The organism is Duncaniella sp. B8, from assembly GCF_005304985.1.
Lineage (GTDB): Bacteria > Bacteroidota > Bacteroidia > Bacteroidales > Muribaculaceae > Duncaniella > Duncaniella muris.
Genome location: NZ_CP040121.1, coordinates 2,017,573 through 2,041,035, shown reverse-complemented (window position 1 = coordinate 2,041,035; position 23,463 = coordinate 2,017,573). Strand labels below are relative to the sequence as shown.

Here is a 23,463-nt window from a genome sequence, read left to right as displayed (position 1 = left end):
TAATAAAATTAACCTGCCGGGGCGACTGAAACGTTGCAAAGATAGGGATTTTATTTGGAATAACCTAACTTTTCAAGTACCTCGTTGGAGACATCAATGCGCGGAGAGGCAAAGATTATGTCGGCTGCCGAGGCGCGGTCGAATATGCACTGGTAGCCACGCTCTTCGGAGACTTTCTTGACGGCGTTGTAGACATCGTCCTGGATCGGCTTCATGAGCGACTGGCGCTTCTTGTAGAGCTCGCCGTCAGGGCCGAAATATTTCTGGCGCAGTTCAGCCGCCTGTTTTTCCTTGGCCACGATGGCCTCTTCTTTCTTTTTCTTCTGGTCATCGGTCAGGAAAACCATTTCATTCTGGTAGTTTTTGTAGAGAGTTTCGGCTTCCCTGGCCACTGACTCCACTTCTTTCTGCCAGCGCTGAGAGATCTGGTTGAGCTGTTCGTTGGCCATCTCGTAGGCCGGAACGTTGGAGAGAATGTAGTCCATGTCGACCAGAGCGAACTTCTGGGCCGAAGCGCCTGCGAAGCATGCAAGGACCAGTGCCAATGTCAGAAATATCTTTTTCATAAGCAGATTTGACTGTTTAGGGGTTAGGGTTCATACTATATATGACACTCCAGCGGTTGAAAAGTTTAAACAAATTTTTAATCAGGCGGAAAACCCGATGCCGGATAGACCGCCTGACTGTTTTTTCAATGTGTTTAGAATTCCTGTCCGAGGATGAAGTGGAAGTGCGATCCGCCCTTGGTTCCGTAGACCTTGTCGAAACCGTAGGCCCAGTCGATACCCATCATGCCGATCATCGGGAGGTAGATGCGGACACCGACTCCGGCGCTTCGCTTGAGTTCGAAGGGCGAGAAGTTTTTGACTGATGTCCATGCGTTGCCGCCTTCGATGAATGTCAGACCATAGATGGTGGTGGTGGGCTGCAGCATGAAGGGGAAGTGGAGTTCCATGCCGAAGCGTGTGTAGGCATAACCGCCGCCGAGCTGATAGGGGGTGAGCTGACCGTTGTCGTAGCCGCGGAGCGCGATGGTCTCCTGGGCGTAGGTGTAGGAGCCTGACATGCCGTCACCGCCGACGTAGAATGTCTCGAAGGGCGATTTCAGATATTTGTTGTAGCTGCCGAGCAGACCGATGTCGGCTCTGGTCATGAGCACGAGAGTGTATTTGCTCTCGACGTCGTTGATCGGAGTGTAGGTGCGGGCCTTGAAGCGGAGCTTCCAGTATTCGATCCAGCGGTAGAGTTCTTTCTTTGCAGCTGTGGTGTTCTCTTCAGAGAGTTTCTTCCAGTTTTTGTTGCCGAAGAGCGAGACGGGAGGTGTCAGCTGCAGGTTGAGAGAGAAGTTGGAGCCCGAACGGGTGTAGAGCGGATTGTCAATCGAGTTTCGGGCGAGGGTCAGGCCGATGGTGAGTGCGTTTGACGTACCGTTCTGCATATAATAAAGGTATTCCCAGTTTTTGAGGTAATACCAGCTGTAACCAAGTTCAGCCTGGAATGTGAAGTAGTCATCAGGCCAGTTAAGACGCTTGCCAAAGCCTACGGAGACGCCGATCATCTGAAGGAACTTGTTGGGGTCGTAGGCGTTTTCGTAAGAGTAGTTATTGTCATAACCGTAGCCGGTGTTGTACAGACCGCTGTAGCTGTAGAGGTAGTTGTTCATGTAGTTGCGGTTGTAGTACGAGGAGTTAACACCGGTCTGACGGCTGTACCATGCCGAAACCGAGAGCGAGTTGGGGCGCTTGCCGCCGAACCAGGGGTCGAGGAATGAGATGCTGTAGGCCTGGTAGTAGCGGGCGTTGGTCTGGGCGGAGATGGTGAGCTGCTGTCCGTCGCCCTGCGGCACGAGGCCTTTGTAGCTGTTGGGATAAAAGAGGTTCTTGATCGAGAAATTGGTGAACTTGATGGCCACCTTGCCGATAATACCTGTCTGGCCCCAGCCCATCGAGAATTCAAACTGGTCGTTTGATTTCGATTCGAGATTGAAAAGGATGTCAACCGTTCCGTTTTCCTGATTGGGCTCAGGGCGGATATCCATGTTTTCAGGGTTGAAGTGGCCGGTCTGGGCGATTTCACGAGCCGAACGCATAAGGTCGCTCTTGCTGAAGAGTTCGCCTGGCTTGACACGGAGCTCACGGCGGATCACCTTTTCATAGAGGCGGTCGTTACCGTTGATGATTACGTTGTTGATTCGGGCCTGCGGGCCTTCTACAATGCGCATTTCGAGGTCGATGGAGTCGCCGCGCACGTTCTTTTCCACCGGCACTATGTCAAAGAAGAGATAACCGTTGTCCATGTAGGCGCTGGCTATGGCGTCGTCATCATCGGTGGTGCGCTTTTTCAGGAGTGTCTGATTGTAGACGTCACCTTTCTCTATGCCGAGGAGCGCCGCAAGATTTTCGGTGGGATAGACGGTGTTGCCCACCCAGGTCACATCGTTGACGAAGTATCGCTTGCCTTCATCGAGGTTGATATATACGTCGACTGTCTTTTCGTCATAGGGGACCACGGAGTCGGAGAGAATGACGGCGTCGCGGTAGCCTTTTTCGTTGTATTTCTGAATGATGCGGTTGAGGTCGTCCTTATAGTCTGTCTCCACGAATTTTTTCTGACGGAAAAGGTTGATGAGCTTGCCTTTCTCGTTGGTCTTCTTCATCACTCGCTGAAGCTGGCGGTCAGAGAGCACGTTGTTGCCGTCGATATAGATCTTGTGGACTTTGACTTTGTCGTTCTTGTTGATGTTAATGTCGACGATCACTTCATTGGGGTGCGAGAGGTCATCGGTGAGGTTTATCTTCACTACCGCGTTGCCGAAACCCTTGTTGGAGTAGTATTTCTTGATGATGCTTTCGGCGCGGTTGACGATGTTCTGCGTGATCTGGTTGCCTTTCATCAGCTGGAGAGCTTCTTCGAGGTCCTGCTTCTCACCTTTTTTCACCCCGTGGTAGTTGATTTCGGAGATTCTCGGCTGCTGACGCAGGTTGAGTGTCAGATAAGCCTTGTTCCCGATCACTTTGTCGACCGCGATCTGCACTTTAGAGAAAAGGCCCTGACGCCAGAGGCGTTTGGACGCATCGGTGATTTCAGCACTTGGAATGGTGATGAGATCTCCGACTTTGAGCCCGGTGTAGCCAATGACGATATAGTCTTCATAATTGTCGGCACCCTTGACCTGGATGTCTGCGATCTCGTAGGTTTTCGGCAGGCCGGTGAAAAGGATGTCGGGGTTATAGACCGTATCCGCAGGCGCCTGGGCGCATACGTTGGCAGTCAGTGCTGAAAGGAAGAGAAGGAATGTGATAAATCTAAAACGCATGATGAAAAAACAACGTCTGTGATGTGTGTGGGGTGGAGGGATGTTTCTTTATTTTATTTGTTCGGATGTCAGGCCGAAACGGCGTTCACGGCCTCCGAAGTCATACAGGGCCCGGATGAAGTCCTCGCGTGAGAAGTCGGGCCAGAACGTGTCGGTCACATATATTTCCGAGTAGGCGATCTGCCACAGCAGGAAGTTGCTGACGCGATGGTCGCCCCCGGTACGGATGAGCAGATCGGGGTCGGGCATTCCGGCAGTCGAGAGATAGGCGTCGAAGGCTTGGTCTGAGTCCATGTCGGTTGCGGCTGCTTTTCCGACTGCCACGTCTTCGGCAAAGCGGCGGCAGGCCCGGATGATCTCCCAGCGCGCGGAGTAGCTGATGGCGAGTGTGAGCGTCAGTCCGGTGCAGTGCGATGTGTCGGCGATGCACTGCTGCAGGCGGTCATAGGCCTCGCGTGGCATTCGGGAGGTGTCACCGATCATGGCAAGACGCACGTTGTTCTTGATCAGATCAGGGGTCTCGCGCTCGATGGCAATCACGATCAGGTGCATCAGGGCATCGACTTCCGCCTTGGGCCGGTTCCAGTTTTCAGTGGAGAATGTATAGAGAGTGAGATAGCCTATGCCGAGTTCAGAGGCAACTTCGGTGATGCGTCTCACCGTGTTGACTCCCTCTACATGGCCTTCGCTTCGGTCGAGACCGCGCGCTTTGGCCCAGCGCCCGTTGCCGTCCATTATGATGGCTACGTGGCGAGGAAGGCTGCTCTTGTCTATTTCTTCTGTCATATTTTATATTGTGTGGTTCTGCGACACATGGCCCAGAGCCTGATTTATCGTTTATAAAATTAGTTTTTCACACAGGAGCTGCCGTCAGTCGATGCGGTGACAGGTGACACAACGCTCGCCGAATTCATAGCTCACGGAGAACATCAGGGTCGAATACCAGTCGGTGTTCTTGATGAACGAGCTTTTGATCTGGTAGAGATCTTTGAGCTCGCGGCTGTCGGCATTGTCGCCAAACACTTTTGTCATGCAGAACTCCAGTCCGAGGTTGACCCGCGGACGCAGTTTGAATTTCACGCCGAATCCCATCGGGAGGGTCATGGCCACAAAACTGTCATCGCCGCTGCGCGACATGGCCACTCCGAGTCCGAGCGAAAGATAAGGCGAGATGCGGCTCAACTGTTTGTAGGATTCTCCTATGCCGTAGTTGAAGAAGTTGAATTCGGCGCGGGCACCGAGATCGTAGATCCACGACTTGAAGTCATAGACCTTGCCTTCAGGCAGCACGTTGTCCATATCGGCTGTCGATCCGCTCAGCGAGGCCGCTGTCAGAAGTCCTCTCAGCGCCCAGCGGCTGTTGATCAGATAACGGAACGAGGCGTTGAGGCCTACGCCGGGGTTGGCAAAGAGATTGCTTTCATTGGCATCGCCAAGATAGCCCGACATGCCGAGACCGGCTCCTATGTCAAATTTATATTTCTCGACGCTCGCTTGCGCCTGAGCTGCTGTTCTGCCGGGGAGAGACAGGCCGGCGATTAGGGTCAGAATAAGAAGGAGAGACCGCATGCCACCACATTATTAATATAAGGGGCGGAATGTGAAGCGGCGGATCACACCGCGCCAAAGGCTGTCATGGAGATTGCCATCGGCATCAACACCTCCGAAGAGGTAGATGTAGGGGCATTCCCATTCGGTGACAGGGGCCGACACACGGCTCACGGCAAAGGGCACAGGAGTGGCAAAGGCCGGGAGGCGGGTTCCTCCGGCATTATGCCAGCCGGATGCTGAGCGGGCTGTGGCTACCGACATCTCGTCATTGACCACGATAGCCTGGGCCGATGAGAAGGCGGGTATATAGTCGGGTAGCTGAAGATAGCTGTCGGCCTCGTCCCAAGTGATGCCCTGGTCATATGACACATAGACCATCTTTGAGACAACCTCACCTTCAGCCGACTCGTAACGGCCGCCCATAGCGATGAGGGCGGAGCGTTCGGTCACGCGCCATGTCGAAGTGTTGACTCTCGGAGTAAAATAGGGGAAGAGTGTCATTTCCTCGCGCTCGTCAATGTCACGGTTGCTGAGTTTTGCCCATGAAGTTCCGTCATAGCCCCATGCGGCACCGGTGATCATGCCTGAGGCATCACGTCCGCCCACGAAGAGGGCAAGCGGTTCGGAGCTCCATTTGGTCTCGTAGGTTATCATCTGGCTCGTGCCGCTCACGGGACATCCGGCAGGAACTGCGGCTTCTGTGGAGGCGGGATAAGTCACGTGCTTCCATCCGTCGGCATCGTTGCGCGCGCCGAGGATGCGGTCGGTGTATCCGCCGTAGATGTATGTCATCCGCTCACCGGTCTGGCGCCAGTTCACAGCATCGGTCGAAGTGAAGAGGTTTCCGGTCGCATCAAGTATGTAGAGCGCCGCGTCACTGGCGGTGAATGATTCTATATCGGCGCTCACCGGAAGCGCAGCGGCCGAGACAGTCCAGCGGTTGTCATAATAGGGATTTTCCGACACAGCCACACTTGCCGATGATCCGTCGACTGTCAGGCAGTAGACCTTTCCGGCGAATTCCACGGTCTTCTGTGCTGACGGGCTTATTGCCGAAGGCAGCACGGTCTTGGCGCCCTCTGCCCAGAAGAGAGTGTCGGTCTCCACTTTGTGGACATTGATATCTATGGTGTATTCTCTCTTGTTCTGTCCGTTATAGGAAGTCACAGAGAGTTTCACCGGTCCGTCAGAGAAGTTGATGCTGTCGCCGGGGCTGTCGATATAGCTGATGGTGGTATCTCTCGGAGTTCCGAGCTTGCGGTAGGTCAGCTCGCAGGCACTGGCCGAAGATGTTCCGATATTGAGCACAAGTTTGCTCACATCAGTACCTTTGGGCAGAGAGTCGGCATTGAAGATGCGGGCATCGACCAGGTCTATCGAGAAGAAGACCGAATCAAGTCCGGTCAGCACCTTGTCATTCTTCTTGATGCTGAAAGAGGTGACCGAGCAATTGCCGAAATCGCCTTCTGACACAAATGTGCTGGAGTCATCTTTGTTACATCCGGCCACGATGGCTGTCAGCATCAGAGCCAACAGGGAGTATAATGGAAATCTTTTATTCATAAATGTGAGCATACGGCGCCTGCGAAAAAAGACGCACATTATTAGCATTTTGTAATCAAAAGCCGGATTGTTCATCCTGACACTTTTACAAGTTGCAAAGTTAACAACATTTTCGTTAACCACCGTCCGGATAACGTAAAAAAAACATAACAAATCTATCTGTCAGCATTTTTTGAAGATCAAGCCGAAATATCGACACACTGACATAGAATTTTTTTTAGCCTGCGGCTTGCATTTTTACTTTCTGTTTTTTATTTTTGCGACATCAATAAAACAGATCCTTTTTGTTACACTATATTAGCTACTAAACTAAAAATCGTAAACCCACATTTATTTACAATCTGGAGCCATATTTTAAGGTTCTACGACTCCGGCAATCATTTTTTTGACACTGGATTCTCTGTTCAATAAATATATGTGTGTTACAAGATTGTAGATTAGACAAGGGGGAGAGGCCGTGAGGCTCATCCTCCTTATTTATTCTACTCCTTAATCCGGAGGGTGCTTCACGACAAACGTCATGAAACACCCTCCGGATATTTTATCGAATCTGCAGCCTTGCCACGCCGTGACCCTATTTTCGCGGCACGATGACACGGTCGCCTATCAGCTTTGCAAGTTCCGAGCGGGAGTTCTCGATCTCTTTCATCTCTTTCATCAGCTCGATAGAACGGTCATAATCGCCGCCACAGGCAGCCAAAAGCGACCTGACATCCTGAAGGCGGGTCCACAGAATGGCATCTTTCAGCTCATGGAGAGCGCGCGGCACAAGCTCGCCCAGCAGATCCTGCTCAGTGTCGACTTTGGCATACTTTGTGTGCATCTTGCTCAGTATATGGCGCTCCACAACAAGATCGGAGGCCATCTCACGCACCACATCATCAGGCGAAGAGCACATCAACCGACCGAGATAGGTGGCGGCAAACTCATCGAGCCTGCGGGCATAGTCAGCGTCGACAGTCTCCTGCAGAGAACGCTCCATCGCCGAGATGCTCCCCACATCCGTGGCCTTCCGCCTGATCTCTTCAACTCCCGCAGCGAATTCGCTGCGCCGGCGCTCTTCTAGCTGCACCCGGCAATGCTCGATATCCTCATTCCACGTGGCCCGGCTAAGCACAATGGCCATATCCAAAAAATGGGCAATGTCACTGTTCTCGAAGCGGATTTCATCGGCAGCAAGATCGGCCTCGATATATTCGAGCACCGTCATAGGCTGATTGTTGCCATCCTCGTCGATGCCCTCGGCAAAAGCATAGTTGCCATACTTGGCCACCAGGCGGACTATAGCCAGCTCATAGGTGCGCAGAAACTTGGCATGTTTCCCCTGCGCCGAAACCTGAGCCTGAGGCTGCTGACCTGCCACTCCGGCGGCCGTCTGCTCCTCTGCCGACGCCGGACCGGGACCCGGCTCATCGGCATAATCCGCAAATGCCTGCCGGCGCTCGCGGTCTTCACGCGACTTAAGCCTGTATTCATTATAATACTTGCCGACCTCACGCCGCAACACATCCTCGTCCATGAAAAGCAGACGCGAGCACTCCTGCACATATACGCGCCGGGTAATCTCATCGGGGATCAGAGCTATGGTCTTGACAATCCGCGTGATCACCTGTGCGCGCCGGGCCGGATCGTCAGCCGCCTCTCCCATCAGAATCCGGGCCATGAAACTGATAAAGTCTGTCTCGTGAGCCTTGATATACTCCTCCACCTCCGTTGAGCTGTGGCTCTGCGCAAAGGAGTCAGGGTCATCCCCCTCAGGGAGAAGGAGCACCTTTATATCCATGCCATCCTGAAGCAGAAGCTCGATGCCTCGCAGCGAGGCCTTTATGCCCGCCGCATCGCTGTCATAAATCAGAGTGACGTTAGAAGTGAACCGTTTTATCAGACGCACCTGCTCTACGGTAAGCGCGGTACCCGAAGAAGCCACCACATTGCACACCCCTGCCTGGTGCATGGAGATGACATCCATATAGCCCTCCACAAGTATGCACTTCTGAGCCTTGGCTATAGCCTGCTTGGCCTGATAGAGCCCGTAGAGCTCTCGGCGCTTGAGGTAGATGTCAGATTCGGGAGAGTTGACATATTTGGCTATCTTCTTCTCCTTGCTGAGAGTACGGCCTCCGAAAGCGACCACCGTGCCTGACAGCGAAAGAATCGGATAGATGACACGTCCGCGGAAGCGGTCAAACACACGGCCGTCATCAGTGCGCGAACACAGGCCGGTGGAAAGCAGATATTTCTCGCTGTAGCCACGCTCAAGCGCCGTGGCAAAAAGCGCGTCGCGCCCCTCCACGGCATAGCCGAGATGGAAACGCTCCACCATAGCGTCGCTGATGCCGCGATAGCGGAAATATGACAGGCCAATATCGCGCCCCTCCTGCGTCTCTTTCAGATTCTTCTCGAAATAGCGCATGGCGAAATCATTGACCGCCAGCATATTCTCGCGATCGGTCTCCGCCTGTTGCTCCTCGTCGGTCATCTCGCGCTCCTCGATCTCGATATTGTATTTCTTGGCGAGATAGCGCAGAGCCTCGGTAAACGACAGCTGCTCCAGCTTCATGATGAAGCTCACCGGACTGCCGCCCTCGCCGCAGCTGAAACACTTACACATACCCTTGGCCTTGGAGACATAGAACGACGGCGAACGGTCGTTATGGAAAGGACAAAGACCTACATAGTTGGCCCCCCGACGCTTAAGCGCGACGAAGTCACTCACAACCTCCACAATGTCGGCCGCGTCAAGAATCCTCTGCACTGTAGCATTGTCAATCTTTCTCATAGCGAGCACAAAATTAGTAAAATTGAGAAATATTTCCTATCTTTGCGACTTGAATTTACAGGAGTCGTCCGTATGGCTCCCTAACCCTCCACATTAATTAATAATGGCAAACATCAACATCACATTCCCCGACGGGAGCGTAAAGCAGTTTGAGAGCGGAGTGACCCCTCTGCAGATTGCCGAGTCACTCTCCCCTCAGCTCGCCCGCGACATCCTCGCGGCATCTGTCAACGACAAGGAGTGGGACATCACCCGCCCTGTCAACGAAGACGCCTCAATCCGCCTCTTCAAATGGGATGACCCCGAAGGCAAGCACGCCTTCTGGCACTCATCGGCCCACCTGCTCGCCGAAGCCCTCCAGGATTTGTTCCCTGGAGTGAAATTCGGCATCGGCCCGGCTATCGAAAACGGATTCTACTACGACATTGATCCAGGCGAAAACACCATAACATCAGCTGACTTCCCCCGCATCGAAAAGCGGATGCTCGAACTCGCCCAGCAGAAAAACCCGATTGTCCGCGCCGACATATCGAAAGCCGACGCGCTAAAACTCTTCGGTGACCGCGGCGAGGAATACAAATGCGAGCTCATCAGCGAACTTGAGGACGGCCACATCACCACCTACACCCAGGGATCGTTCACCGACCTCTGCCGCGGTCCGCACATCGCCACCACCGCACCAATCAAGGCCGTGAAAGTCACCTCACTCGCCGGAGCCTACTGGCGCGGCGATGAAAAGCGCAACCAGCTCGTCAGAGTCTACGGCATCACCTTCCCCAAGAAGAAAATGCTCGACGAATATCTCGTGCTCCTCGAAGAAGCCAAGAAACGCGACCACCGCAAACTCGGCAAAGAGATGGAACTCTTCGCATTCTCCCAGAACGTAGGCGCCGGCCTGCCACTCTGGCTCCCCAAAGGAACCGCCCTGCGCGACCGCCTCGAACAGTTCCTGCGCAAGATCCAGAAGCAATACGGCTACCAGCAGGTGATCACCCCGCATATCGGCAACAAGAACCTCTATGTCACCTCAGGCCACTACGCAAAATACGGCAAGGACTCCTTCCAGCCCATCCACACACCGGAAGAAGGCGAGGAATACCTGCTCAAACCGATGAACTGCCCCCACCACTGCGAGATTTTCCGCGCCCTGCCCCGCAGCTACCGCGACCTGCCCCTGCGCCTCGCGGAATTCGGCACCGTCTACCGCTACGAACAAAGCGGCGAGCTCCACGGCCTGACCCGCGTCAGAGGCTTCACTCAGGACGACGCCCACATCTACTGCGCCCCTGACCAGATCAAAGGCGAGTTCCTCAAGGTGATGGACATCATCTTCTTCATCTTCAAGGCACTCAAATTCGAAAACTTCGAAGCCCAGATCTCGCTCCGCGACCCCAACAACAAGGAAAAATATATCGGCTCCGACGAAAACTGGCACCTCGCCGAACAGGCCATCATCGACGCCTGCGAAGAAAAAGGCCTTAAAGCCCGCAAGGAATACGGCGAAGCAGCCTTCTACGGCCCGAAACTCGACTTCATGGTCAAGGACGCCCTCGGCCGCAAATGGCAGCTCGGCACCATCCAGGTTGACTACAACCTGCCCGAACGCTTCCAGCTCGAATATACCGGCTCCGACAACCAGAAACACCGTCCGGTGATGATCCACCGCGCCCCCTTCGGCTCGATGGAACGCTTCGTGGCAGTGCTGCTCGAACACACCGCCGGCCGCTTCCCCCTCTGGCTCGCCCCCGAACAGGCCGTAGTGCTCCCCATCTCCGAGAAGTTCAACGACTACGCCCGCAAGGTCGCCGACCAGCTCAACGCCCTCGACATCCGCACCCAGATTGACGACAGAAATGAAAAAATCGGCAAAAAAATCCGCGACAACGAGCTCAAAAGAATACCCTATATGCTCATTGTAGGCGAAAAAGAAGCTGAAAATGATGAAATTTCTGTAAGAAAACAGGGCGAAGGTGATAAAGGTTCGATGAAAATTGCTACCTTTGCAGCCGAATTGGCTCGCGAAGTCAATGAAATGATCAATCAACAGTAAAAAACAGACACTAAACCCCCTGAATGGAGAAAAAACCTTTCGCTCCGCGCCCTCCGCGCCCCAACAACGGCCCTCGCCGTCCCCTCCCCAACGCTCGTAAGGAGGAACCATACGCCATCAATGAATACATCCGCGCCCGCGAGATCCGTCTCGTCGGCGACAATGTAGAAAACGGCGTCTACCCCATTCAGGAAGCCCTGAAGATCGCCGATGAGCTTGGGCTCGATCTCATTGAGATCTCTCCCACCGCCCAACCGCCGGTGTGCCGCGTGCTTGACTACCAGAAGTTCCTCTACCAGCAGAAAAAACGCCAGAAGGAACAGAAGGCCAAAGCAACCAAGGTCGTTGTGAAGGAAATCCGTTTCGGACCCCAGACCGATGACCATGACTACAACTTCAAGCTCAAACACGCCATCGGCTTCCTCCAGGAAGGCGCAAAGGTCAAAGCCTATGTGTTCTTCAAAGGCCGCTCCATTCTCTTCAAGGAACAAGGCGAAGTACTGCTGCTCCGTTTTGCCAACGACCTTGAGGAATATGGCAAAGTCGACCAGATGCCTGTGCTCGAAGGCAAGCGCATGATCATCATGCTCAGCCCGAAGAAAAAATAAACCAACCCCGCGTTGACCGGCCTGGTCCCCGCAAGGGGTTCCGACCGTCATCATACGAATTAAAATCATTATTTAACAATCACAACCAATGCCAAAGATTAAGACTAACTCCGGTGCCAAAAAGAGGTTCGCCCTTACCGGATCAGGAAAGATCAAGAGAAAACACGCTTTCAAGAGCCACATCTTGACCAAGAAGACCAAAAAGCAAAAACGCAATCTGACCCACTTCTCACTCGTGGCCAGCTGCGACTCTTCAAACGTCAAGTCACTCCTCGCTCTCAAGTAAGGAAGTTTTCACTATCTTAAAATCGTGATTTCTAATTCAATTTTTTAAACCGAACGGTCAGCCACCTAAAAATGAATCTAAGTGCAATGATGTGCCGCTGACGTTCACAACTCATTTTTCAAAATGCCAAGATCAGTAAATCATGTAGCTTCAAGAGCTCGCCGCAAAAAAATCCTGAAACTCACCCGTGGTTACTTCGGATGCCGCCGCAACGTGTGGACTGTAGCCAAGAACACCTGGGAAAAGGGTCTCACCTACGCTTACCGTGACCGCAAGGACAAAAAGCGCAACTTCCGCGCCCTCTGGATCCAGCGTATCAACGCAGCTGCTCGTCTTGAAGATCTTTCTTACTCAAAGCTCATGGGCCTCATCCACAAGGCCGGCATCGAGATCAACCGCAAAGTTCTCGCCGACCTCGCCCTCAACAATCCCGCTGCTTTCAAAGCTATTGTTGACAAAGTGAAGAACGCCTAAGGAGACTCAACCTCCATCAAGGCTATCTCATAAGCCATAATTAAAATCAGAGACTTCGGCACCTCCGCCCAAACCGGACAAAGCCTGAAGTCTCTGATTTTTTTCATATCCTGCCAGCACTACAAACAGCGAAAACAAACCATGCAAAATCTCAAAGTCTGCTTTTACACACACAACCTGCCCAATCCATTAATTGGTGGAGTCGAAAGAGTGACATACAATCTCACAAATGCATTTCGGGCACATAATATTCGGGTATATAACCTATGTTCATTCGGAGATGGAGCTGATGCAACAATACCTACGGAATTAAATAACAGTGAAAAAGCCATATTTGCAAATGACTTTCTTATTCGTAATGGCATTAATATACTGATTGACCAATATGGGATGTCGTTTCTTTCACATCCAATGATATCAGAAAATATCAAAATACTCCAATGCTGCCACATAAATCCTATAGCCAAACACACAGTCAGAGCCCTGTTTGAATCCATTGATATTTACAAGCCAAAACAAAGCTTGTTAAACATAGCTTTCATTATCAATACTCCTCTGAGAAATTTAAAACTAAGGAAACGGTACTCAGATATAAGGGAAACCAACGGCATTGACAAACTTGTTTTTCTATGCGACAACTATGTAAATGCAATATCATCCAGGTACAAGATAGATATTGGACGATTGGCAGCAATTCCAAATGCCATTGATGATAACCTTCTGAATGAAACCTCCAGCCTAACACAAAAGAAGAAAAAAACCATCATGTGGTGCGGAAGAATTGCACAATCACCAAAAAATGTATTATTTCTCCCCCGATTATGGAAACACCTTATGACCAAGCACCCTGATTGGGAGATGATAATTGTCGGCGATGGCATAGACCGTCATCTGTTAGAACGCAAGATTAAACATTACAAACTATCCAATATCACACTGACCGGCAATACTAATCCTTATAAGTATTACAGAGATGCAAGTATTTTTGTGCTCCCATCCTACTCAGAAGGATTCGGGATGGTTCTTTTGGAGGCAATGGCAAACAATTGTGTCCCGGTGGTTTTTGACAATTCCGCAGTGTTCAATGACATTATTTCTGAAGAGTGCGGTTTTATAGTCCCGGATTTAGATGCCGATGCCTTTATAAACGCCTGTGATTTATTAATATCAAACGAGGATCTACTCTTGAAAATGGGTCAGAACGCCAAGCAAACGGTCAGCCGGTTCAGCATGAGTGATGTCTACAATCAATGGTGCAAATTATTCAACGAATTAGAGGTCGTTTAAAAACAATAGTTAAAATCCGAGCGAAAGTTTTGAGGTGGATATGGCTCTTCATCTCAGTCACATAGCTCGCTATGCTCCTTCCTCATTTGCAACAATTTATCTAAAAGATACACCACTCAGATTTTAACTTTTGGTTTTAAACAACCTCTGAATGAATTAAAAAAATGAACGGCAAAGTATCAGTCATAGTACCTGTCTATAATGCTTCAGGCTATCTTGGGAAATGCGTGGATTCGATCTTATCGCAAACATACACCGACATAGAGATTGTGTTGGTCAATGACTGCTCCACTGACAATTCGGCAGAAATATGCCAGCAGTATAAATTTAAATTTCCGGATAAAATACTACTTATCGACAAACCCCGTAACGAAGGAGTGGACAAAGCTCGCTTCTCAGGGCTGACCCATGTATTCGGCTCAAATCCTGAAGGTATGGTCACATTTGTCGACTCTGATGACTATATAGAACCTGAAGCTATTGAACGCCAAGTGACTGAAATGATTCGAACCGGAGCTGACGTGGTTCAGATGCAATCATATCGGGTGATGGGTATGATACGCCGAAAGTCGAAGACCTTTGTCACCCCTCAGGTTATAAAGCAGCCGGAACTCATGGAAAAATATTTCATATCCTTCTTCGGAGTCAACATTCTTGATGTCGGGATGTGGGCGAAGCTCTATAAGGTGAAACTGATCAAGTCATCAGGAGTTGCCCCTACAGGCTTCCGCATGGGTGAGGATCTGATGTTCAATCTTCATCTGTTCCCGCATATCAGCTGCTATTCGATAATAGATTATACGGGCTACAACTACCGGACCGGCGGTCTCACATCGAGATTCAATCCCTATCTGTGGGAAGACCTCAAAGAACAATCATTACAGAAGACTGCCATCGCCATGAAACATTGCAATCAGTTCGCCGTAAGGACCACTGCGATTGAACTGAAAAATGTGTTCTTGAGTACCGCACTTCAACGTAAAGAATATCTTAAAGAAACCGATGACGAACTGAAAGCCTGGATGACCATACAGCTTGCCGACTGCAAGCTATGGCATAATGTCAGATTGATTGCCGATGAGAACAACGAATATATCTATAATGCTATCAGAGACAATGATGTAAATTTTATTCTCCGCCATGTTACTGCGATATATAAAGGTATGCGTCTCCGTCGTTATATTAAAAAATTAATTTCCCTAATTTTCGAATAATGTCTCTGCTCACCTCTCTTAAAGAAAAACTCAATGCTCTCCTCAGCGACTCAAAACCGCCGGCTCCTGACGACCTTGTCAGACTTCGGACCTACGCCACCGCAGCCGAAGCCTACATCGACAAAGCATATCTTGAAGCCAACGGCATCCATGCTATGGTTGAAAACGAAGTCGAGATCTACACCCCGCAGATTAAAACCGGCGTCAGACTGGTGATCTTCTACCGCGACTACACCAAAGCCATCAGCCTCCTCGACAAAGCAAAATAACTACCGCGTATGGCGGAAGTCGTAGCTGAGGGTAAACAAGAAGTAGCAGCCTATGATGTGCGAGCGGTATTCATAGACCCCGTTGGGCGAGGCGCCGCGGCTGATGCTTTTCTTTCGGTTGAGAATATCATTCCACTCAAACGCCAGCTTCATTGCCTCATTTTTGAGAAAAGACCAGCTGCAGTTCAGGTCAAGGATGGTCTGCTCATCGTTGCCTGACGCGGCTATCGAACTGTTGCGCAGGGTATATCTCACCCGGCCTCCGGCATCGAAACGTTTCAGGAAACGGATGTTGCCGTTCAGGCCCATATCATAGTCGCGCATATAGCTCCGGCTGCCACGCAGACGGTTGACCGGATTACTGAAACGCCAGCCGAAATCGGCTATCAGCGTAGTGTTGGCAGCCATATACATCACGTCAATGCGAGAATTGCACGAACGCCCCAGGGTGAGACTCTTTTCCGGCGCCACGCTCTGCCCCTCGTTGAGCAGAGCCACCTGATGGCTGTAGCTCCCGCCGATACGCGACAGCAGGCGGAATTTCTTTATTGAGTGTGACAGCCACAGATTGGCGCTTGCCGACCAGTTGCCGTTGACATTGACCGGGCAGACTTCGCTGACCCCGGTCTCCGGATTATAGAACACCGCCTGCGTCTGTTCGTCATAGACATTCGAATAGCTCAGATCAGCCGCCAGATTAAATTTGTGGAGGCGAGCCGAGAGGCGGAAATCCTGCCTGTAGGAGGCTTTCAGAGATGGATTCCCGTGAGTGATATAGAGCGGATTGCTGTTGTCGGTCATGCGCATCAGACTGCTGAGCGACGGCTGGTCGGTAGATCCCGAATAATCAAAATCAACAGAGAATTTATCGCGATAGAGCCCAAAGTTGAGCATAGGCATGAAGCTGACCGACGAGCGGACGGTGTCGCCGCTTATCAGACCGGTCTTCTGGTCGAGAGTACGGCGCTCAGGGGTTACGCTAATCCCCCCGTTCACCCGCCAGTGATCATCGCCATAGTTCAGCGAAACGCTGATCTGATGGCCGATGGTGTGGCTGAAACTGTGATTGCTGAGCGAATCGACATAGCCCTGCAGATAGCCTGGAGGCAGAACGGTGTCAGCCCGGTCAGGCAAAGCGTCCATGAAAAGAGAGAGATCATAGGTGGAACGCTCGCTGCTCTCACGGTTTATCACATAACTGTAGCCGGCGTTCAGTGAAAATTTTTGGCCGAACGTCTGGCTGAACGACAATCCGGCCGAGAACTGCCGCGAGTTGCCCGGTGTATGATTATACTGATTTCTGAGAAGCACCGAATCGGCTCCGGTAGCGGTCAGCAGCTGATAATATCTGATTTCCGAAAGGCTGAATGCTTCGTTGCGCGAACGGCCGCTTCCGGCACTTAGAGAAAACGAAAGCGTGCTGCCCGCACTGTTGAGATGGCGCGAAATACTGAGCGAAGCACTGTAGTTCCGCGAACGGTTCTTCGAAACCGACGACGAGCGGTCGTCATTCACCCTGTCGGCCACTGGCACGGCATCGTAGGCCGGTCCATCGAACGGCGCCCCTATGTCCAGCTCCGGATTCGTATTGAAAACCGCCGTGCGCTGACCGGCGGAGCTTCTCGAATCGCTGTTGTTGACCGAGCCCTGCAGACTGAGATAGGTCTTGTCATTGATCTTGCCGTTGACAGTCCCGTTCAGACTGAAACCGTGGCGGCGCCAACGGTCGTCGCCCACATTATAGCTGTAGCGGTTGCCACTGAGCATGTAGCTCTCTCTGTACGAGGTCCGGTCATCGTCATTAATGCTGTGGTTATACGAGCCCATGAGATAGACCCCTATTCCCTTGCCGAACGTCTTATTGATGGAACCATGCATTGAATCCTGACGGTTTCCGCGGCGGCCGCTGAGAATATGGCTGTTGCCCGTATCGGCATTGAATGAGAAATTGTCGCCGCCCATCCGGAAGGAATTTCCGTGGAGACGGCCCTCATAGCGGTTCTCATTGCCGAGCGCCACTGACGCTCCGGCCATCAGCATTCCGTCAAACGCGCTTTTGGTTTGTATGTCAAGCACTTGATTCTTGCCCCCTGTCCTCACTCCGGTAAACTCCTCCTGGTCAGAAGCCTTGTCATATACCTTAAGCTGGCTGATCAGCTCGACCGAAAGATTTTCGAGAGCGGCCACGACGTCTGACCCGAAAAACTTTTCGCCGTTGACCATCACCTCGTTGAGCAGCGTACCGTAATAGGTCAGACGGCCCGAAGCCTTGTCATATTCCATTCCTGGGATCACCCTCACCAGCTCCTGGAGATAGGCCCCGTCACGCAGACGGTAGGCATCCGCGTTGAAGATCGTCGTATCGCCCCTCACCTCCATTTCCTTCAGAGGCGCTGTCACCACAACCTCGTCAAGACTGATGCTGTTCATTATCGAATCGGCAGCGGCTATGGCAAGGCTGTCGGCTTCGGTCAGTTCACGGACATACCCCGGCTCCTCCTTCTGCGCGGCTCCGGAGACTCCTGCCGGCCACACAAAAGAAAGAATCACAGCTAAGGCCGGTATGATCCGTAAAAATTTCATAAAGCAAATCGGATTGGCTTATTTTTTTAAGCAGATTAACATGTCAGAGGTGTGAACGGCAACAAATTTACTCCATTGCCCCCACATATCAAAGATGATCTGCATAATTTTCGTTCATCATCTTCAAAATATTTCAATCATACCATTAAAACCGCCATTTTCGTTAATTTTTTCATTTTATTGCGCCATTTTATAAATAATTTATAACTTTGCGGACAATTATCTGTCCACACCCATCAACGAACATTGTTTTAGGTCAGGTTTCCAATTAAAAACAACACATAACATTATATTATAGACCCCTATGAGTGACAGGCTGTTTATTTTCGACACGACACTGCGCGATGGAGAGCAAGTGCCCGGATGTCAGCTCAACACAGTTGAGAAAATCGAAGTTGCAAAAGCTCTTGAAGCCCTCGGAGTCGACGTCATCGAAGCCGGATTCCCGGTGTCGAGTCCCGGTGACTTCAATTCGGTAGTGGAAATTTCAAAAGCAGTCACATGGCCGACAATCTGCGCGCTGACCCGCGCTGTCGAAAACGACATCCGCGTGGCCGCCGAAGCGCTGAAATATGCCAAACGCCCCCGCATCCACACCGGTATCGGCACCTCTGACTACCACATCAAATATAAATTCAACTCCACCCGCGACGACATTCTCGAACGCGCTGTCGGAGCCGTGGCCTTCGCCAAGAAATTCGTGGAAGACGTGCAGTTTTACGCCGAAGACGCCGGACGCACCGACAATGAATATCTCGCCCGCGTGGTCGAAGCCGTTATCCGCGCCGGTGCCACAGTCATAAACATCCCCGACACCACCGGCTACTGCCTCCCCTCGGAATTCGGTGCCAAGATCAAATATCTGATCGACAACGTGGAGGGCATCGACAAGGTGGTCATTGCCACCCACTGCCACAACGACCTCGGAATGGCCACGGCCAACACCGTAACCGGTGTGGTCAACGGTGCCCGTCAGGCCGAAGTGACCATCAACGGCATCGGCGAACGCGCCGGCAACACCTCGCTCGAAGAGGTGGTGATGACCTTCCGCTCTCACAAAGACCTCGGCATCGACACCAACATCAACGCAACCAGAATCACCGGAATCAGCCGCATGGTTTCGAGCCTGATGAACATGCCCGTGCAGCCCAACAAGGCCATTGTGGGCCGCAACGCCTTTGCCCACTCCTCAGGCATCCACCAGGACGGTGTGCTCAAAAACCGCGAAAGCTACGAGATCATCGACCCCAAAGACGTGGGCATCGACGAAAACTCTATCGTGCTGACCGCCCGCAGCGGCCGCGCGGCACTCAAACACCGCCTCCACGTGCTCGGAATCGAACTCTCAGGAGCTGATCTCGACAAGGCCTATGAAGCCTTCCTCAAACTCGCCGACCGCAAGAAAGAGATCAATGACGATGACGTGCTCATGATAGCCGGCGCTCACCGCAAGGCCCTCAACCGCATCAAGCTCGACTTCCTCCAGGTGACAAGCGGCGTAGGCGTCCACTCGGTGGCAAGCGTAGGGCTTGACATAGCCGGCGAGAAATTCGAGGCCTGCGCCTCAGGCAACGGCCCCGTCGACGCGGCCATCAGCGCCATCAAGATCATCATTCGCCGCAAGATGCTCGTCAAGGAATTCCTCATCCAGGCCATCAACAAGGGCAGCAACGATGTGGGAAAGGTCCACATGACAGTCGAACACGACGGCGTGCCCTACTACGGTTTCTCGGCCAACACCGACATCGTGGCAGCCAGCGCAGAGGCCTTCATTGACGCCATCAACAAGTTCGTCAGATAACACAATCATCCCCCCACACAACCACACCATTCCGGAGGCTATTGTCCAGACAGCCTTCGGCCACACACACTCCAGGAATCCACATTATGGGAAAAACTCTTTTTGACAAAATCTGGGACGCACACGTTGTCAACGACATCGAAGGCGGACCCTCTCAACTCTATATCGACCGCCATTACTGCCACGAGGTGACAAGCCCGCAGGCTTTCGAAGGCCTCCGCAAGCGCGGTCTGAAAGTGTTCCGTCCGGAAAAGACCTACTGCTCTCCTGACCACAACATCCCCACCCTCAACCAGGACCGACCGATAGCCGATCCTGTGTCGCGCAACCAGGTCGAGACCCTCACCCGCAACGCTCAGGAATTCGGCGTGACGCTCTACGGACTCGGACACCCGAAAAACGGCATCATCCACGTGATCGGTCCGGAAAACGGCCTCACCCTGCCGGGCTACACCATAGTCTGCGGCGACAGCCACACCTCGACCCACGGAGCATTCGGAGCCGTGGCCTTCGGCATCGGCACAAGCGAGGTGGAGATGGTGCTCGCTTCGCAGTGCATCCTCCAGCCCAAGCCCAAGACTATGCGCATCAACGTCAACGGAGAATTGCGCCCCGGTGTGACCGCCAAAGACATAGCGCTCTACATCATAGCCCGGATGACCACCGGCGGCGCCACGGGCTATTTCGTGGAATATGCCGGTGACACTATACGCCGTCTCTCTATGGAAGAGCGCATGACCGTCTGCAACCTCTCTATCGAAATGGGAGCCCGCGGAGGCATGATAGCCCCTGACGAGACCACTATAGCCTACGTAAAGGGCCGCGAGTTCGCCCCCGGAGGCGAGGAATGGGAAAAGGCCGTAGCCTACTGGCGCACCCTCCCCTCCGACCCCGACGCCGTCTTTGACCGCGAGATCAACTTCGACGCCGCCGACATCGAGCCGCGCATCACCTTCGGCACCAACCCCGGAATGGGCATCGGCATCAACGACCCGATCCCCGCCCCCGATCCCGAAGACGAAGCAGGAAAAATTTCCTACCGCAAATCGCTCGACTACATGGGCTTCGAAGTGGGCCAGGTGCTTGCCGGAACCCCCGTGGACTACGTATTCCTCGGCAGCTGCACCAACGGCCGCATCGAAGACTTCCGCGCCTTCGCCAACTTTGTCAGAGGACGCCACAAAGCGCCGGGCATCACCGCCTGGCTCGTGCCCGGATCATGGAAAGTCGACGCGCAGATCCGCGAGGAGGGGCTCGACAAAATTCTTGAGGAAGCCGGATTCGAGATCCGCCAGCCCGGATGCTCGGCCTGTCTGGCTATGAATGAAGACAAGGTGCCGGCAGGCAAACTCGCTGTCTCCACCTCAAACCGCAACTTCGAAGGCCGCCAGGGCCCCGGATCGCGCACCATACTCGCCGGACCGCTCGTTGCGGCCGCTTCGGCGGTGACAGGCGTGCTGACCGATCCGCGGACTCTCCGGTAAATCCCCACCCCAACAGATCCGCCATTCCCCCTCCCCCCACCCACACCCAAACGCACATCATGAAAGAAAAATTCACCACCATAACCTCCACCTGCGTCCCGCTGCCGATGGAGAATATAGACACCGACCAGATCATACCCGCCCGCTTCCTCAAAGCCACCTCGCGCGAAGGCTTCGGCGACAACCTCTTCCGCGACTGGCGCTACGACAAGGAGGGCAACCCGATAAAAGACTTCGTGCTTAACGACCCCACCTACTCAGGCTGCATCCTCGTGGCCGGCAAGAACTTCGGCTCAGGATCGAGCCGCGAACATGCCGCGTGGGCCATCCATGACTACGGATTCCGCGTTGTGGTCTCAAGCTTCTTCGCCGACATCCACAAAAACAACGAGCTCAACAACTTCGTGCTCCCCGTGGTGGTCAGCGAGGAATTCCTCTCGGAGCTTTTCGACTCCATAGCCGCAGACCCGCAGACCCAGGTGCGCGTCGACCTCCCCTCGCAGACCATCACCAATCTCGCCACAGGCAAAAGCGAGAACTTCGACATCAACCCCTACAAGAAACAGTGTCTCGCCGAGGGCCTCGACGACATCGAGTATCTGCTTTCGCGCAAGGCCGACATAGAGGCCTGGGAGGCCGCCCGCTGAGCCTATGTATATCGAGATAATGGACACCACTCTCCGCGACGGAGAGCAGACCTCAGGCGTATCCTTCTCCACATCAGAGAAGCTCGCCATCACCCGCCTGCTGCTGCAGGAGCTCCATGTGCCGCGCATCGAGATAGCCTCGGCGCGAGTTTCCGACGGCGAGCGCGAGGCGGTGGGCAAGGTCTGCGCATGGGCCGCGGAGACTGGCTTCACAGACCGCATCGAGGTGCTCGGATTCCTTGACGGCGGACGCTCCGTCAGCTGGATCTGCGGCGTGGGAGGCAAGGTGATCAACCTCCTGGCCAAAGGCTCGGAAAAACACTGCCACCTGCAACTCAGGCAGACTCCCGGACAGCACTTCGAGGCGATAGCCGCCGAAGTGGCCCGCGCCCGCGAGGTCGGACTCGACGTCAACATCTACCTCGAAGACTGGTCAAACGGCATGAAGCACTCCCCTGACTACGTTTTCGCGCTGATGGACGCCATCAGAGACCTGCCCGTCAGACGCTTCATGCTCCCTGACACACTGGGCATTCTCAACCCCTACGACACGCTGTCATACATGCACACCATGACCGTGCGCTATCCGGATCTCCACTTCGACTTCCACGCCCACAACGACTATGACCTGGCCACGGCCAATCTCTTCGCCGCCGTCAAAGGCGGTGCCAAAGGGGTGCACTGCACCATCAACGGCCTGGGCGAACGCGCCGGCAACGCCACGCTCTCAAGCGCCGTGGCCGTGATCCATGACCAGCTCGGAGCCACAACTGACATCGACGAGAGCAAGATCAACAAGGTCAGCCACATCGTCGAATCCTTCTCCGGAATAATGGTGCCACCGAACAAGCCGATCATCGGCGACAGCGTCTTCACCCAGTGTGCCGGCGTCCACGCCGACGGCGACAACAAGAGCCAGCTCTACTTCAACGACCTTCTGCCCGAACGCTTCGGCCGCGAACGCGAGTATGCCCTCGGCAAGACCTCAGGCAAGGCCAATATCAAGAAAAATCTTGAGGCGCTGGGCATTGAACTGTCCGAATCTGACATTCTGAAGGTCACCGAGCGCATCATCAGTCTCGGCGACAAAAAGGAGATCGTAACCCAGGATGATCTGCCCTTCATAGTGGCCGATGTGCTCAAACACCAGGCCATCCCCTCGAAAGTCCGCGTCGACAACTACGCGCTCAGCCTCTCGCAGGGCCTGCACCCTACGGCCACAGTGAAACTCGTGGTAGACGGTGCGGAGTTTCAGGAAAGCGCCGTGGGCGACGGTCAGTTCGACGCCTTCATGCGCGCCGTCAGACGAATCTACAACGAGAAACTCCGGCGCACCTTCCCCACCCTCGCCAACTATACGGTCAACATCCCCCCGGCGGCAAGACCGACGCTCTGGTCCACACCACCATCACCTGGAATTTCCAGGGCAACCTCTTCAAGACCCGCGGACTCGACGCCGACCAGACCGAGGCCGCAATCCAGGCAACCGTCAAGATGCTCAACATCCTTGAGACGCTGCCGACAAAAAATACCGACTAAAAAAACTCATTC

Annotated in this window: 17 protein-coding genes and 1 pseudogene; 11 read left to right on the top strand and 7 right to left on the bottom strand. The window is 53.2% G+C overall.

Going from position 1 to position 23,463, the window contains the following annotated elements:
- Positions 1-50: 50 nt before the first annotated feature.
- The 6 genes from FDZ78_RS08720 to dnaG form a co-directional block, all read right to left on the bottom strand.
- A complete protein-coding gene (locus FDZ78_RS08720) occupies positions 51-566 on the bottom strand; it encodes an OmpH family outer membrane protein (protein WP_107031855.1) in 516 nt (171 codons plus the stop codon).
- Between the two features lie 134 nt (positions 567-700).
- The gene (locus tag FDZ78_RS08715; RefSeq protein ID WP_123398657.1) at positions 701-3,316 is read right to left on the bottom strand and encodes an outer membrane protein assembly factor; all 2,616 of its coding nucleotides are present in this window, start codon (positions 3,314-3,316) and stop codon (positions 701-703) included.
- 48 nt (positions 3,317-3,364) lie between these two features.
- Positions 3,365-4,102 (bottom strand): isoprenyl transferase, encoded by a 738-nt coding sequence (locus FDZ78_RS08710; RefSeq protein WP_123398658.1) that lies wholly within the window; start codon positions 4,100-4,102, stop codon positions 3,365-3,367.
- A gap of 84 nt (positions 4,103-4,186) precedes the next feature.
- Positions 4,187-4,885, bottom strand: a complete 699-nt coding sequence (locus FDZ78_RS08705; RefSeq protein WP_107032437.1) for a DUF6089 family protein — start codon at positions 4,883-4,885, stop codon at positions 4,187-4,189.
- Positions 4,886-4,897: 12 nt separating this feature from the next.
- Positions 4,898-6,430: a DUF6242 domain-containing protein gene (locus FDZ78_RS08700; RefSeq protein ID WP_136408425.1), complete on the bottom strand. Its 1,533-nt coding sequence runs from the start codon at positions 6,428-6,430 to the stop codon at positions 4,898-4,900.
- Between the two features lie 574 nt (positions 6,431-7,004).
- Complete coding sequence (dnaG, locus tag FDZ78_RS08695; protein ID WP_136408424.1) at positions 7,005-9,209, bottom strand: DNA primase; 2,205 nt, start codon at positions 9,207-9,209, stop codon at positions 7,005-7,007.
- 103 nt (positions 9,210-9,312) lie between these two features.
- Between dnaG and thrS the strand changes: the two genes are divergently transcribed.
- The 7 genes from thrS (at position 9,313) to FDZ78_RS08660 (ending at position 15,397) form a co-directional block, all read left to right on the top strand.
- Positions 9,313-11,259: a threonine--tRNA ligase gene (gene thrS, locus FDZ78_RS08690; protein ID WP_107032434.1), complete on the top strand. Its 1,947-nt coding sequence runs from the start codon at positions 9,313-9,315 to the stop codon at positions 11,257-11,259.
- Between the two features lie 116 nt (positions 11,260-11,375).
- On the top strand, positions 11,376-11,867 hold the full coding sequence (infC, locus tag FDZ78_RS08685; protein ID WP_369699868.1) for a translation initiation factor IF-3: 492 nt from the start codon (positions 11,376-11,378) through the stop codon (positions 11,865-11,867).
- Between the two features lie 88 nt (positions 11,868-11,955).
- Entirely contained in the window at positions 11,956-12,153 is a 198-nt protein-coding gene (gene rpmI / locus FDZ78_RS08680) for a 50S ribosomal protein L35 (protein WP_107032432.1), read from the top strand.
- 123 nt (positions 12,154-12,276) lie between these two features.
- Positions 12,277-12,627, top strand: a complete 351-nt coding sequence (gene rplT, locus FDZ78_RS08675) for a 50S ribosomal protein L20 (protein WP_107032431.1) — start codon at positions 12,277-12,279, stop codon at positions 12,625-12,627.
- 141 nt (positions 12,628-12,768) lie between these two features.
- Positions 12,769-13,914, top strand: a complete 1,146-nt coding sequence (locus tag FDZ78_RS08670; RefSeq protein ID WP_123398662.1) for a glycosyltransferase — start codon at positions 12,769-12,771, stop codon at positions 13,912-13,914.
- Positions 13,915-14,078: 164 nt separating this feature from the next.
- A complete protein-coding gene (locus FDZ78_RS08665; RefSeq protein WP_123398663.1) occupies positions 14,079-15,128 on the top strand; it encodes a glycosyltransferase family 2 protein in 1,050 nt (349 codons plus the stop codon).
- On the top strand, positions 15,128-15,397 hold the full coding sequence (locus FDZ78_RS08660) for a hypothetical protein (protein WP_107032428.1): 270 nt from the start codon (positions 15,128-15,130) through the stop codon (positions 15,395-15,397). The genes FDZ78_RS08665 and FDZ78_RS08660 overlap by 1 nt, the downstream gene beginning before the upstream one ends.
- On the opposite strand, the gene FDZ78_RS08655 is transcribed toward FDZ78_RS08660, so the two are convergent.
- On the bottom strand, positions 15,398-17,980 hold the full coding sequence (locus FDZ78_RS08655) for an outer membrane beta-barrel protein (RefSeq protein ID WP_136408423.1): 2,583 nt from the start codon (positions 17,978-17,980) through the stop codon (positions 15,398-15,400).
- A gap of 304 nt (positions 17,981-18,284) precedes the next feature.
- On the opposite strand from FDZ78_RS08655, the gene FDZ78_RS08650 reads away from it, so the two are divergent.
- The 4 genes and pseudogenes from FDZ78_RS08650 to FDZ78_RS08635 all read left to right on the top strand — a co-directional run bounded on the left by FDZ78_RS08650 (position 18,285) and on the right by FDZ78_RS08635 (position 23,451).
- Positions 18,285-19,781, top strand: a complete 1,497-nt coding sequence (locus tag FDZ78_RS08650) for a 2-isopropylmalate synthase (RefSeq protein ID WP_123398665.1) — start codon at positions 18,285-18,287, stop codon at positions 19,779-19,781.
- Between the two features lie 86 nt (positions 19,782-19,867).
- A complete protein-coding gene (leuC, locus tag FDZ78_RS08645) occupies positions 19,868-21,265 on the top strand; it encodes a 3-isopropylmalate dehydratase large subunit (RefSeq protein WP_136408422.1) in 1,398 nt (465 codons plus the stop codon).
- A gap of 59 nt (positions 21,266-21,324) precedes the next feature.
- Positions 21,325-21,912 (top strand): 3-isopropylmalate dehydratase small subunit, encoded by a 588-nt coding sequence (gene leuD, locus FDZ78_RS08640; RefSeq protein WP_136408421.1) that lies wholly within the window; start codon positions 21,325-21,327, stop codon positions 21,910-21,912.
- 19 nt (positions 21,913-21,931) lie between these two features.
- Positions 21,932-23,451: pseudogene (locus FDZ78_RS08635) on the top strand (alpha-isopropylmalate synthase regulatory domain-containing protein).
- Positions 23,452-23,463: the final 12 nt, after the last annotated feature.

Coding starts and splice junctions, on each gene's coding strand:
- FDZ78_RS08660 (WP_107032428.1), top strand. CDS start 15,128: ATGTCTCTGCTCACCTCTCTTAAAGAAAAACTCAATGCTCTCCTCAGC.
- leuC (WP_136408422.1), top strand. CDS start 19,868: ATGGGAAAAACTCTTTTTGACAAAATCTGGGACGCACACGTTGTCAAC.
- FDZ78_RS08670 (WP_123398662.1), top strand. CDS start 12,769: ATGCAAAATCTCAAAGTCTGCTTTTACACACACAACCTGCCCAATCCA.
- rpmI (WP_107032432.1), top strand. CDS start 11,956: ATGCCAAAGATTAAGACTAACTCCGGTGCCAAAAAGAGGTTCGCCCTT.
- dnaG (WP_136408424.1), bottom strand. CDS start 9,209: ATGAGAAAGATTGACAATGCTACAGTGCAGAGGATTCTTGACGCGGCC.
- leuD (WP_136408421.1), top strand. CDS start 21,325: ATGAAAGAAAAATTCACCACCATAACCTCCACCTGCGTCCCGCTGCCG.
- FDZ78_RS08705 (WP_107032437.1), bottom strand. CDS start 4,885: ATGCGGTCTCTCCTTCTTATTCTGACCCTAATCGCCGGCCTGTCTCTC.
- FDZ78_RS08700 (WP_136408425.1), bottom strand. CDS start 6,430: ATGAATAAAAGATTTCCATTATACTCCCTGTTGGCTCTGATGCTGACA.
- rplT (WP_107032431.1), top strand. CDS start 12,277: ATGCCAAGATCAGTAAATCATGTAGCTTCAAGAGCTCGCCGCAAAAAA.
- FDZ78_RS08720 (WP_107031855.1), bottom strand. CDS start 566: ATGAAAAAGATATTTCTGACATTGGCACTGGTCCTTGCATGCTTCGCA.
- FDZ78_RS08650 (WP_123398665.1), top strand. CDS start 18,285: ATGAGTGACAGGCTGTTTATTTTCGACACGACACTGCGCGATGGAGAG.
- FDZ78_RS08715 (WP_123398657.1), bottom strand. CDS start 3,316: ATGCGTTTTAGATTTATCACATTCCTTCTCTTCCTTTCAGCACTGACT.
- FDZ78_RS08710 (WP_123398658.1), bottom strand. CDS start 4,102: ATGACAGAAGAAATAGACAAGAGCAGCCTTCCTCGCCACGTAGCCATC.
- FDZ78_RS08655 (WP_136408423.1), bottom strand. CDS start 17,980: ATGAAATTTTTACGGATCATACCGGCCTTAGCTGTGATTCTTTCTTTT.
- thrS (WP_107032434.1), top strand. CDS start 9,313: ATGGCAAACATCAACATCACATTCCCCGACGGGAGCGTAAAGCAGTTT.
- FDZ78_RS08665 (WP_123398663.1), top strand. CDS start 14,079: ATGAACGGCAAAGTATCAGTCATAGTACCTGTCTATAATGCTTCAGGC.